The following is a 13205-nucleotide window of genomic DNA, read 5'->3' as shown; positions in this document are numbered from 1 at the left end:
TGTTTATCTGTTACCGAAAGCAATTTCATCATCCGGGAATGGCAGTACGAAAATGGAACTGGTAGCCGGGATAGTGCTGCCGAAAGAACCGGGGAAAGAAATGTTCAACCGTTTGTACATATAGAAGATCTGGCCTTCACCGAAGAACTCTTTGCGGGCCTCTTTCACAAGCTCCTCCATAAAAACGGCTTTGGACGGATCATTGCGTGGTGTACCAATGCCGCGGTTAAGACGTACGGTATTGAAATACTCCCAGGCTTTGGCAGGATCGGTATCAAACGAGCATTCTGCCGCGATGTAGTACATTTCGCTGAGGCGCAGGGCTGGAGCCAGCTGCGGGTGAATGTTGCGGTCCGGATCACGGGTATATTTTTCCAGGCGCAGGTAAGTGCCGCTGGAATAAGCCTGTTCAGAAAACCACTGTTTGTAGCGGAAGTCCTCTCCTCCTACCCCGCCTGTTTCATAGATATTACGCCCCTCCTGCAGGTTTATGTACAATGACGCTACCCCATCTCTTAACAAGCGGCGCAATGCGTCAGTAGTTTCGGAATTGGCGCTGTAAACGGCAAACAATAATTCCTTATACAGCATGCGGTCTTTCTTCTCTTCATCGGGATTCAGGAAGTCTGACTGTTTGGTCCAGGGAAACTTATTGGCATTGATCACTTCCAGTGCATTGAACAGCGCCCGGGGATGGTCTCCCTTATAGAGGTAGATGCGAGCCAGCGCTCCGCAAACTGCATAGTAGTTGAGATGATGGCGGCGCTCCTGTGTGAACAGCGGTCCGTCTTTCTCATTGGAAGAATCGGTTACCGCGTCATACCCCACCTTATATCCCGGTGTGAGGATAGGATCGGCGGTACGCAGTAATTCTTTTGCGGCGTTCAGGTCCTGCAGCATCAGGTCTATTGCTTCGCCGGTTTTGTACATCCTCGGAACGTCCTTGCTGAAGGCGGTCACATAAGGAATGCCTTTGCCGTTTGGTTCGGCGGCATAGGAGGCGGCAAAAAGGCGCAGCACATCAAAATGACAGTAGGCCCGCATAGCGAGTGCCTCTCCTTTTACGATGGCATAAACGGGTTGTGTAAGCACTCCCTTTTGCTTGTCTACATGTTCCAGGATAATGTTACTGTTGGCGATAACATTGTACAGCCCTTTCCAGGCAGCGTCCCTGCGGGTAACAAAGTCGCCGTCCTTATAGTTGTACAACAGGGTTTGCCGGTATTTGTTAGGGTCTTCCGGGGATACGGTATAGTTCTGTGCCAGTGCATCAGGAAAGCCCACACTGAGCTCTTTGCCATACAGGTCCTGTTGTGCGCAGCGGGTATAGAGCCCGTTAATGGCTTCCATGAATCCTGCTTCGGTGCTGAACAGCACTTCCTGCTCCACCTCCGTCAGCGGCTTCACATCCAGCCATTTTTTGCAGGAGGATAGCGCAGCGGCCGTTATGATGAGTATGAGATACTTTTTCATGTGCAAAACGTTTTAGAACCTGGTTGATAATGAAAAGGTGAAGCTTCTGGCGAAAGGATAGTCTATGCCCCTTTCAAGTTTGATAGATGACCAGTAAGCAATGTCGTTCATGTTAAGCGCGCAGCGCAGGTTCTTCATACGCAGGCGTTTGTAGAAAGACGCCGGCGCTTCGTAAGAGAGGTAGATGGCTTTAAGCTCCACCCTGTTCTCACGCTGTACAAAACGGGAGGAGGTAAGCGTGTTGCCCATGTCTGCAATATTCTTGAAGAATACCTGGTCGCCCGGTTGTTTCCACCTGGCGTCCAGCGCGCGGGCGTCTACATTGTACCAGGGACTGGCATTTTCCACGCGGTCTACCAATGTCTGGTTGTAGATGTCGCCACCCAGGCGGCTGTAAAAGCTTACTTCCACCATAAAGTTTTTGTATATCACGCTGCCGCCAAAGTAGCCATCCAGCTTGGGCGTCTGATCACCTATAGGCACGGTGTTCTTCACGTTGTAATCGTAGGTGCGGGTACCATCCAGGTTCAGGAAGATCTCACGTCCATTCTCCGGATCTATGCCCAGGGAGCGTACGGCATAGATGGTGTTGAGGGACTGTCCTTCGCGGTAACGCAGCAGGGGTACAGCTTTCAGGTCAGGGTTTTCCTGTTGCTGTTTGTCTACATCATCGTTATAATTCTTGAGTGCATCGGATATCTTGGTGATCACATTGGTGTTGTGCACCATGTTCAGGTTCAGGTTAACCGACCAGTTACGGCTGCGGAACACGTTAGCGCGCATATATACTTCAAAGCCTTTATTCACCATCTCTCCCAGGTTTTCCTTATACCGCTCAAAACCGGTGGAAGAAGGTACGTTGATATCCGCCAGCAGATCAGTGGTCAGCTTGTGATAGTACCTGGGAGAAAAGTACACACGGTCCTGGAACAGTCCCAGCTCCACACTCAGATCGTAGTTATGGGTACGCTGCCATTTCAGCCTTGAATTGCCATAAGCATTAAATACAGCCCCCACACCGGTTGAGTACCATTCACCGGTATAATACTGGTAAGTGGTATTGGATAAATAGGCCGGGAACGACACATCTCCCGTCAGGGCGGTGGTGGCTTTCAGCCGTAGCTGGCTCACAGGAGTATGCTGCAGGAACTTCTCCTTATGCAAATTCCACCCGATGCCATAAGACCAGAAGGGCGCCATACGGGAGTCGGAACCGAATTTGGAAGATCCGTCTACCCGCACGGTGCCGTCCATCAGGAAACGGTTCTGAAAGGAATAGTTAAAGGACAAAAAAACGCCTGCCAGCCGTTGTTCTGTTACACCGCCCTGTGGAGCGGCGTCTTTCTCATACATGCGGGCAAAGGATATGTCTGTAAAACGGTCATTGGTAAAACCCTGCGCCTTAAAGGAACGCAGTGTAGAAGATGTGGACTGAATATTGGTGCCAAGCGAAAAGTTCAGGAAATGTTCATTACGGATCACCTCATTATGGTTGATGGTAAAGCTGCCATCTACCTGTGTAAAGTCTTCCGTACCATATTCATAGGTGCCCCGGTCTTTGAGCTGATCGCCGGCGTATGAATAGAACAGGTTACTGAGCGGTGATATAAAATGATCGTTTGTCTGCTTACGCTTGATAAGGCTGATATTACCACTGATACGCCATTGCCCACTGGGATTATATTCAACATTAAAACCGTCCATGAACTCCAGGTACTCCTGCTTGTTAAAGCTGCCGATAGTGGCTTCATACATGGGGTTCAGCACATGCTCGGTCCTAATGGCGCTGTTCTCTGCTGCACTGCGGTAATTCCATTTATCCATTTCCCGCAGCAGTCTGCCGTTAGAATCGTAGATCGGGTAATAGGGATTCATCTTCACATAATCTGCAAAAGAGCCATAGGGAGATTCTGTGCCTTTTACCTGCGATATGGTGAACTGGTTGCGGAACAGCAGCTTGTGGCTACGCGGCGAGTAAGACAAGGTGTTGCTCAAACTGTAACGGTCGCGGCCGGAGCCCTTCATCACGCCATTGTTGGTTTGATAACGTACATCCACACCATAGCGCATGGAAGAAGAGCCGCCCTGCAGGGAAACGGAATGTTTATGGCCAAAATCATTGCTCACCGGCTGCGACAACCAGTATGTATTGATACCGCTGAGCACATTCTTCTTTTTGGCATAATAAAGCCGTTCAAGTGCTTCCTCACCATCTACCTCGTTGCCAGCATACAAACCAGCCAGCCTTTCGTATTCCAGCTTCTGACCTGCATCCAGTACATTATAGGCGGTAAGATCGGGCGTGGTAACATTCAGCTCGTAGTTGTAGTACAGTTCCAGCGCGCCTTCTTTGGGCGCCTTTGTGGTGAACACGCACACGCCGTTGGAAGCACGGGACCCATAGATGGCGGTAGCCGCTGCATCTTTCAGCAGGGTCACCGTTTCTATCCGGTTAAAATCCAGGTCAAAGATATTCTGTATGCTGACCTGGTAACCGTCCAGTATGAACAGTGGAAGGTTGGTAATGCTGGCAAGCTGGTTGCGGCTCAACTGACCGGGCGTACCGGAAGGCAGAGCCGTAGTGCCCCTCACGTTAATATTGGGCAACTGGTTGGGATTGGACCCTGCGATATTATTCTCCACTAAACGAAAAGAAGGGTCGCGGGCCTGTATACTTTGCAGGATGTTCTGCGGGTTGAAGTGTTTAAGCTCCTCCCCGGTTATTACAATGGCGGAGCCGGTATAATTGTCCTTCTGCAGTTTCTGGTAACCGTTCACTACAAAATCTTTCATGGACTGCACCTCGGTCAGCAGTTTCGCGTCAATGGCCGTGCGGCCCTCTACCTTCACCTCCATTGATTTGTAGCCAATGTAGCTGAACACCAGGGTACCGTTGGGCGGTACATTGGTTAACCTGTATTTACCATTCTCATTGGTTTTGGTACCGTTGAAGGTGCCCTTTACCACAATGGTAACGCCTGGCAGCGGAAGACCTGATTCTTCGGTTACCAGGCCGCTGACGGTGGATTGCTGCTGTAGTGTTGCAGGTGCTGTTGCACCGGGCGTGGTTGTGTTCAGTGCTTCCATTTCCACGCCGGCTGCCGGTTTGGCCGGTTGAGAGGCTGGTCTGGACTTTTCTTTTCTGAAGATGATGTACTGATCTTTCCCCGCCGGCTCTGCTTCCAGTCCAAGGGAGCGCAGAAAGTCATTGAGATAATCGATCATGGACACACCCGGATCTTTGGCAGGAGGGGCATCTGCATAGATCCCGTTGACGGTGTTACCTACATAATTGATACGGATCCTGTAACGTTGTTCCACACGGGCCAGCTGGTTTTTCAGCGGCTCCTGCTGTGTATCTGCCTGCGCAGCAGCGGCTGATAACAGCGCAGCCGGATTTTGTGTGTTGACAGCTGCAACTGCGGGAAAAGCGCTCAACTGCAAGGTAAGGGACATAGCAAAGACACCACCGATACAAGCGGCGTAAAATTTCACCATAGCATTAGATTAAGGTTGGTTATGTACTATTTATCCTCCTGGTTCACTATCGTATAAGTATTTGTTCCTGTCTTCCGGATATGGACATTAAATGATCTTTCGAGTGTTTTAAAGAACACATCTATATTGTTTGTCGGTATACTTCCGGTATAAGTTTGCTGTGCCAGGCTATCGCTTTCCAGCTGTATCACGATGCCCAGGTTGTCCTGCAGGGATCTGATCACCTCTGCCACCGGCATATCATCGAACGACAGTATTCCGGTACGCCAGGATGCGTATGCAGCGGGATCAACCTTTTCGTTTGTCAGCTCCTCTGTGGCAGCAGAGTAAGTTACCATATCGCCGGGCTTCATGGTGATATGCGCCTGAGCGGGCACGTCCCCGGGAGTCCCTTTCTTGTTGAGCATCAGCTTTACAACACCGGTGCTTAATACCACCTGTGTTTTTACACGGCGGGTGTTGACATTGAACTCCGTACCCACTACCTGTATATCTACATCGGTAGTATGCACAATGAAGCGGCGGTTATTGTGCTGGTGCTGTACAGTAAAGAAGGCCTCGCCGTTCAGCCATACTTCCCGCGGCCCCTTATTGTCCCATTCTCCTGCATAGCGTAAAGTGGAATTTACATTGAGGCGTACCAGGGAATGGTCCGGCAGCTCCACCGTTTGCATTTCCCCCATAGCAGTGGCATAGTGCAGGGTATCCTTCTTCAGAAAAAAATAAATGGCATAGGTCATGACCAGGATACCTGCGAAAACTGCGGCATAGGACCACCACCGGCGCATACGGCTGCCCGGCATCCGCACCAGCTTAGCGCTGCCGCTGTCAATACTTTGCAAAACCCTTTCCCAGGTCTCTACTGCATCTGTGGCAGCAGGTGTATGGGAGGGATCGCCTATCAGCAACAGTATTTCCCTGGCCTTTGCCAGGTCTGCTGCCCTGTGCGGGTGCTGCTGCAGCCATTGCTGCCAGTAGGCAGCGGCTTTGGCGTCCTTTTCTATCACCCATTGGCGGAAAACAGGATCCTGCAAAAGCGCTTCGATGGTAAATTCCCTGGATGTCATCGTTTGTTCTTAACAGATAAAGCAGCAAGCGGACAAAATCTTAGCGTTTGTACCGCACTTTTTTTAAAAAATTTTTATCCCCTTAGTAATGAACAAGTTATTAAAAGAGCGACCAGCTTATCACTATGCTTTTTCAGGTAGTTCAATGCTTTTGACAGCAGCACATAGGCAGAGCTTACACTGAGCGACATGAGCGCAGCCGTCTCCTGCGTATCCAGCCCCTCGTAATAGCGCAGGTACAATATCTCCCGCTGACGGCGGGGCAGGTCTTTGATTACTTTTTCCAGCTTCTCCTTACGTTCTTTGTCTGCCTGTTCTCCTATCAGCACATCTTCGTGCGAGCCGGCAAAGGGCAGTACCACCGAGGGCTGGCCTGCCAGGCGGTTCAGTAACCCCTGCTGCCTGCCAATCCTGCGTTTGAGGGAAGCGAGCAGGTAAAAGCGGATGGAATCTGTGGCAGAGAGCCGTTCGCGGCTCAGCCAGATACCCGTAAAAAGGTCATGAATACTGTCTTTCACCAGGTCGGCATCCGGGCACAATTTCATCCCGTACCTGTAAAGGGAGGGGAAATAAGTATTGTAAATGAAAGCCAATGCGTTCTTATCGCCCTCCATTACCCTGGCCCATAGCGCTTTATCATCAAGGCTGCCGTACAAATTTGTGTCCCTGTTTAGATTTGGTGATCGTTGATGAATATACTGGTGGTATACCGGTTAAAGATATAAACCAGAATGTTAGGATACAACCCCGTTATCCGGGGCTTAATGACGGGAATTCTGACGGATAATGCCCGAATACTTAATTGCAGGCTTCCAGTCTCTTAACTGTAACGATATTTAGATAGATTTAATCCCTGATACGTTAACCGGTTAGTTTTTTTATTGTTTAATCCAAAAACCTATTCCCATGAAGGTGCTTATCATTGCAGCCGTTCTTTCTGTTTTCTCTGTTTTTACATCTTCAGCCCAGTTCGCACAGCCGTATTCACAATGTGGCGGTATTGGCTGGACAGGCCCCACTGTATGCGTACCTGGATGGGCATGCATTGTGATCAATCCTTTCTATCACCAATGCCTTCCTTTAAGTGGAGGAGTTGAATGATTTTCTACCAGGATAGCCGCTATAATTTGTAGCGGCTATCCTAATTATCTGTTACTATTATGAAATACCTCATTACCTGTATATTACCCGTTTTATTATTGCTTTCGTGCCACCATTCGCCGGTACAATACATGAACGGCTCAGTAGAGGATGTATTTGCCAGGGCCCAAAAAGAGAACAAGAACGTATTTATCATTATCGGCAACAGCAAATGTGGCAACTGCGATGCTTTTCGAAAAATGCTGGACTCCCAGTCAACAACCGCCAGGATTCTGCAACGCGACTATATCTGTTATAATGCCGACGCTTCTGATAAGCGGCAGGAAGATATTGCCCGGATAACGAAATGCCCTTCCTATCCTTTTCCCTATTTTTTTGATAAGGATGGGAATCTGCTGACATTTGGTTTTCCGAAGAGTAAGGAGTATGACATCAGAGACCTGGACAGGATCGGGATCGATGAATATATTTTCAGGGAAATCTTCCAGCTTCCCATCACCACACAGCGATATAAAAAGCTGGTATCGCTCAATATGCAGGCCTTCCTGTTGATGAAGGGAGGCGGCGGGCGGCCCTCCGCCAGAGACTCAGCCTACCAGCTGGCCAGGCGTTCCCTTGACATCGCCGCATATCCATACAATATATACCTTTCGCACACGCTGGGCGGACCCGCAGCGGTTGCACAGCTGGTGCGGCCTGTATATAGCCCATCAGATAAACTGATCTACAAGGGCCTGCTTGATACGATTCCCTTACAGGAAAACAGCCTGGCGAGGCAGCAGGGCGCAACCGACAGCGCCTCGCTGGTATTCAATAAAATCAGTCACGACTGCGGCATTATCAAACAGGGTACGGATTATACCTTCAGCTTTGAATTTACCAACACCGGTAAAAAAGATCTGAGGATTGCCAAAGCTGATCATCCCTGCACCTGCATAGAACTGAAATGGCCGCAGCATGCCAGAAAAGTTTTTAATCCCTCATCGTGACCGGATCTATGTAGTTGGCTATTCGTCTATTCTATTCTTCAAATCGGATGATTGTTACAGCCATATTCACCTGAATGACGGGAGGGAATTTGTGCTTACAACCTCCCTGGCAAAACTACAGAAAGAAATCAATCACCGGCGCTTTATCCGTATCAGCCAGTCATTCCTTGTCAACGGCGATTTTATCACCAGTATTGACAAAAAGAAGAAATTTTTGCTGATCGGCGACAATCATCATCTGCCCTTTACCATCCCGATTAAGAAACTAATGGAACTGATGGTCACATAATTTACCTGATCTTCACCGGCTGTACACTTTCATTGGTGATCTTCACCGGTACGATCATGCCGTCCTTATCAAAATGCATCTCATCAATGCATACCACGCGGTGATTAGCTGCCTTTTCAGTGAGAGGTCTGCGGTGATACACAATGTACCAGCGGTCTGTACCCGGCACATTGATCACAGAGTGGTGACCTGCACCCGTAGCTACCGCGGTGTCCTGCTGGAGGATCTTGCCAATTCTCTTAAAAGGGCCCACGGGGGAATCGGCAATGGCATAGGCCACGGAATAATCAGGGCCTCCCCAGCCGCCTTCAGACCACATAAAGTAGTATTTGCCGTTGTGGATGAACATAAACGGGCCTTCTACATATCCTTCAGGAGTGATCTCTTTAAAGAGAGCACCATCTTCCATCGGTTCAAAACCGGTAAAATCAGGTTTCATCTTTACGATGTTGCAATGACGCCAGCCGCCATAGATCATGTAGTACTGGCCGTCTTTATCATGAAATACGAACTGGTCTATCGGTTGTGCCCCGTTATGGAATTTATCGATGAGTGGTTTGCCCAGGTAGTCCTTGTAAGGGCCGCCGGGTTTATCAGCCACGGCAACGCCAATACCGCCGTGTTCTGCATCACTTTGTATATCATTGGCTGCGAAGAAGAAATAATACTTACCATCTTTTTCAACAATGGCAGGCGCCCACATGGCGCGTTTGGCCCACTTTACAGCAGCAGTATCCAGTATGTGCGGATGCTTTTTCCATTTACGCAGATCGTCAGACGAAAATGCATCAAAGAATACCTGCTTTTCGTACTTATCAGAGAAGGTAGGAAATATCCAGTATTTTTTGCCGAAGATGGCGGCTTCAGGATCTGCATACCATCCCGTTATAACCGGGTTACCATTTTGTGCAGCAGCTTGCCGTGTTTGGATGCATAAGCCGATGGATACGGCTGCCAGGAACGTCAGTGTCTTTCTCATGGGTACTACCAGTGCTTTTGTTTCACGAATGCCTCAAGATACGAAGATTAGCTTTTAGCTGCTAGCTATTAACCGCCTGAACTAATATTCTCGCCAGTTACTAACAGCTAAAAGCCAACAACCAATAGCTATTTACCTATCCTGTCCATCTATCTGCATGCGCATCTTCTCTTCTTCCAGGTCCAGCAGGGCAATGTGCTTACGGATCAGCTCTTCGTCCAGCGCTTCTTTCTTATTCAGTTGCTGCAGCAGCTGGCGCTGCTCCCGGATGATGGCCGTGTATACGTTGCGGAAAGTCTGGTGGGCCGGGCTGAATAACTGGCCGCCCGGCTCGGGCGCCGGTACGGACTCCATCTTTGTTTTCAGGTTCTGCAGCAGTTCATTGGAAGACAGCTCCTCCTGGTACTGTTCATTCAGCATTGCGAGCGCCTTGTTGTGTAATTTCTTACGGATGATAGCGTCCTGTTCTTCTTCGGAGTATTGCAGATCCTTATCTTCCATCTTTACTATGCGCACCAGCCATGGAAGGGTAAGCCCCTGGAAAACCAGCGTGATGAGTATCACGGTGAACGTAATGAACAGGATGAGATTACGCTGCGGAAAAGGCTGCCCATTATTAAGCACCAGTGGAATAGACAATGCCGCCGCCAGCGATACCACACCCCGCATACCCGCCCAGCCTAACAGTATGGGGCCTTTCCAGCCGGGATTGGGATCTGCCGTGGTAATGAAACGGCTGATAAACACGGTGAACACGGCAGCGCCAAAAGTGGAAAGCATTCTTATGATCATCAATGCCACGCTGATGATGATCCCATAGAAGATGGCGGTACCCAGGCTTACATCGCCCAGCTGATTAACAATAAATGGCAGTTCAAGTCCTATCAGCATAAAAACCAGCCCGTTCAGCACAAAGCCTACCGTAGACCATACGGTATCTCCCCTTAAGCGGCTGCTGAAACTTAGCGTCACATGGCGGTTGGCAGAAAGGAAAAGCGCCCCGCTGACCACTGCCAGCACACCGGAGAAATGCATTTTCTCTGCCACGATGTACATCATGTACGGCGCAATAAATGAAAGCAGTATATCCACATTGGGTGTAGTGGGCAACCAGCGGTAAATAGCGTAAAATACCAGGGCAATGGCCAGCCCGATCAGGATACCCATCACTATCACCAGCACAAAACTGCCGGCGGCTTTACTGAAAACAAAAGCGCCTGTTTCTACCGCTACCAGGGCAAACCGGAACACGATCAAACTCGCCGCATCATTGAGCAGGCTTTCGCCCTCTATAATAGCGACCACCCGCCTTGGCACCTTGATATACCGCATCACAGAAGTGGCAGAAACCGCATCGGGCGGGGAAATAATACCCCCCAGCAGGAATCCCAGGGCCAGTGAAAAACCAGGTATGAAGTAGTGTGCTACCATGGCAATAACGCTGGAAGTAAGCAGCACAATGGGGAATGCAAAACTGCTGATCACCCGCCGCCATTTCCAGAAATCTTTCCAGGAAGTGTACCAGGCTGCTTCATACAGTAAAGGCGGCAGAAAGATAACGAAGATCAGCTCGGGATCGATCCTGATCTCAGGCAGCCCCGGTATAAAACTGATCACCAGGCCGCCCAGCACCAGCACAATAGGATAAGCGATCCTGAGACGCTGCGCTGCCATGAACAGCAACAGGATGGCCAGGAGAATAATAAGGTAAAAGCCAAAATAGTTATGCATGCTGCTAAAATAATGTATTTCGCCGATGCTCAATAGCCCTCCCATACCGTGTGCTATGGACTATCGACGCCCAATCACTTCCATTCCAGCACACTGCCTTTCAAATACCTCTTCCTGAGGAAAGCGCCCGTTTCCTTAAAGCCGGCATTCAGCCACTGCTCTTTGAACTGCGGATTGGCATACAGCACCTTGATGGGCCGCTCCCTGCGGTACAGGCTTTCGAACACCTTGTCTATAAAAGACTCCATCACAAGATCGTCAAAGGGATTAAAGAGAAAGATAACGCCCACCGTATCAGGAATGTCATAATCGCGGGCATCTATACAGGTAATGTTAACATTGAGGCCGGGGTATGTTTCCTTCATGCCCTCCATTACTTCGCGGGCCTGTTCGCAGAGCTTTTCGGAAAAATCAATACCGGCCATATCCCGGAAACCATAGGCGGCACCTACTGCCAGTACACGTCCACGGCCACAGCCAACATCCAGCAGTGTAGTGTTTAGATCTGCCGCATTAAGATGATCAAAAAGGGTAGTCAGTGAATAATAGTTGACCGGTTCATAAAGACTGAAGTGTTTACGCTCAATATCGGGCACGGTATCCGGCAGGCTGCTCAGACCAATAGTTCGGATACCATATTTTTTTTCGCCTTTTATTTCATGCCTTATAATAAAAATAGCCAGGTCTACTCCCCAATACCATGTGATATAAAAAAAATACAGCAAATACCTCATGCCTTTGTTTTTACCTTTCGGGAATATGCGTTGTGTTCCCGTTATCGGGGCGGATGATCATCCGCAATGACTGGTCTTTACTGAAATACGCTACGGTCCAGTTATACAAGGTCTTAAGCCTGTTGCGATAGTTGATCAGAGACATCAGGTGGATGAACAGCCAGATAAAAAAGGCGATAAAGCCCCTGAAATGCTTAACAGGGCCCGGAAGATCTACTACGGCCTTGTTGCGGCCGATAATGGCCATGGAGCCTTTATCGTGATAAACAAAGGAGGTTGGCTGCCTTTGCTGCTCAATGGCTTTGAAATTCTTTGCCAGGTGCTTACCCTGCTGGATAGCGGTTTGCGCAACCTGGGGATGACCATTGGGAAAACGGACCTCATGGGTTTGCAGGCTGGTATCGCCAATGGCATAGATGTTCTCCATTCCCTTTACCTTATGAAATTCATCTGCCAGCATCCTTTTACCACGGCCATAGCTCTCTGCAGGAATGCCATCATATACCCTGGCGGTAACGCCGGCTGCCCATATCAGGTTTCTGGTAGGTATCTGTTCACCGTTGTCAAGTACAGCGATATCGTTCACATAATCTGTTACATGGGTATTGAGGCGGGTTTTAACGCCCAGTTTGCGGATGGCTTCCATGGTATTGCGTTGCGACCTGGTGCTCATGGGCGACAACAAGGCTTCACTGCCATCTACCAGGTAGATCTCGCCCCGCCTGCCTTTAAGTTCCGGGTAATCTTTTCCGAGGATGGTCTTACCCATTTCCGCCAGCATACCGGATATTTCCACACCGGTAGGCCCGCCGCCGGTGATCACGAAGGTCAGCAGTTTTCTGCGCTCCTCCTCATCTGTAGTGATTATCGCCTGCTCCATCTGCTGCAGCATACGGTTACGCATGGCAATGGCGTCATGCAGGGTCTTCATTGGCATGGCGTGCTTCATTACATTCTGCATACCGAAATAATTGGTTTCCGCACCGGTGGCAAATACCAGGTAATCATACCCCAGTTCGCCATTGTTGAGGATAACCTTGTTCTCTGCAGGCACTACCTGCTGCAACTCGCCCAAACGGAAGAACAGGTTCTTCTTTCCGCGGAACAGCTTACGGAAAGGATAGCTGATGCTGGATGGTTCGAGGAAAGCGGTAGCCACCTGGTAGATCAGCGGCGGAAAAAAATTGTAGTTGTTCTTATCCACAAGCGTTACCCTGAAATACTTACTGCCTGCCATTGACCTTGCAAAGTTGATCCCTGCAAAGCCCCCACCAATAACAACAATATGCTTCATCCCGATTAATTTTCTTTATGCCTTAAAATTGTTAAATTTAGTTGATACTC

10 protein-coding genes are annotated in these 13205 nt (G+C 49.3%); 2 read left to right on the top strand and 8 right to left on the bottom strand.

Annotation, left to right across the window (positions count from 1 at the left end):
- Positions 1-3: 3 nt before the first annotated feature.
- The 4 genes from Q0577_RS15410 to Q0577_RS15395 all read right to left on the bottom strand — a co-directional run bounded on the left by Q0577_RS15410 (position 4) and on the right by Q0577_RS15395 (position 6694).
- Positions 4-1473 (bottom strand): RagB/SusD family nutrient uptake outer membrane protein, encoded by a 1470-nt coding sequence (locus Q0577_RS15410; protein WP_298737738.1) that lies wholly within the window; start codon positions 1471-1473, stop codon positions 4-6.
- A 12-nt stretch (positions 1474-1485) separates the two neighbouring features.
- Positions 1486-4971: a SusC/RagA family TonB-linked outer membrane protein gene (locus tag Q0577_RS15405; protein WP_298737736.1), complete on the bottom strand. Its 3486-nt coding sequence runs from the start codon at positions 4969-4971 to the stop codon at positions 1486-1488.
- 26 nt (positions 4972-4997) lie between these two features.
- Entirely contained in the window at positions 4998-6038 is a 1041-nt protein-coding gene (locus tag Q0577_RS15400; RefSeq protein WP_298737734.1) for a FecR domain-containing protein, read from the bottom strand.
- Positions 6039-6112: 74 nt separating this feature from the next.
- On the bottom strand, positions 6113-6694 hold the full coding sequence (locus Q0577_RS15395) for a sigma-70 family RNA polymerase sigma factor (RefSeq protein ID WP_298737732.1): 582 nt from the start codon (positions 6692-6694) through the stop codon (positions 6113-6115).
- A gap of 504 nt (positions 6695-7198) precedes the next feature.
- On the opposite strand from Q0577_RS15395, the gene Q0577_RS15390 reads away from it, so the two are divergent.
- Together Q0577_RS15390 and Q0577_RS15385 are read left to right on the top strand one after the other, a co-directional pair.
- On the top strand, positions 7199-8128 hold the full coding sequence (locus Q0577_RS15390) for a DUF1573 domain-containing protein (protein WP_298737730.1): 930 nt from the start codon (positions 7199-7201) through the stop codon (positions 8126-8128).
- Positions 8097-8417 (top strand): LytTR family transcriptional regulator DNA-binding domain-containing protein, encoded by a 321-nt coding sequence (locus tag Q0577_RS15385; protein WP_298737729.1) that lies wholly within the window; start codon positions 8097-8099, stop codon positions 8415-8417. The genes Q0577_RS15390 and Q0577_RS15385 overlap by 32 nt, the downstream gene beginning before the upstream one ends.
- Position 8418: 1 nt before the next feature.
- Here the strand turns inward: Q0577_RS15385 and Q0577_RS15380 are convergent, their stop codons facing one another.
- The 4 genes from Q0577_RS15380 to Q0577_RS15365 all read right to left on the bottom strand — a co-directional run bounded on the left by Q0577_RS15380 (position 8419) and on the right by Q0577_RS15365 (position 13155).
- On the bottom strand, positions 8419-9396 hold the full coding sequence (locus tag Q0577_RS15380; protein WP_298737727.1) for a glycoside hydrolase family 43 protein: 978 nt from the start codon (positions 9394-9396) through the stop codon (positions 8419-8421).
- A gap of 132 nt (positions 9397-9528) precedes the next feature.
- A complete protein-coding gene (locus tag Q0577_RS15375; RefSeq protein ID WP_298737725.1) occupies positions 9529-11127 on the bottom strand; it encodes a Na+/H+ antiporter in 1599 nt (532 codons plus the stop codon).
- A 74-nt stretch (positions 11128-11201) separates the two neighbouring features.
- Positions 11202-11861, bottom strand: coding sequence for a class I SAM-dependent methyltransferase (locus Q0577_RS15370; protein WP_298737724.1), 660 nt, complete (start codon positions 11859-11861; stop codon positions 11202-11204).
- Between the two features lie 10 nt (positions 11862-11871).
- Positions 11872-13155 (bottom strand): NAD(P)/FAD-dependent oxidoreductase, encoded by a 1284-nt coding sequence (locus Q0577_RS15365; RefSeq protein ID WP_298737723.1) that lies wholly within the window; start codon positions 13153-13155, stop codon positions 11872-11874.
- Between the last annotated feature and the right edge of the window lie 50 nt (positions 13156-13205).

Origin of the sequence: uncultured Chitinophaga sp. (assembly GCF_937898475.1) — a bacterium.
Lineage (GTDB): Bacteria > Bacteroidota > Bacteroidia > Chitinophagales > Chitinophagaceae > Chitinophaga.
The sequence above is the reverse complement of the archived record's forward strand: the minus strand, read 5'-3'. Positions and strand labels throughout refer to the sequence as shown.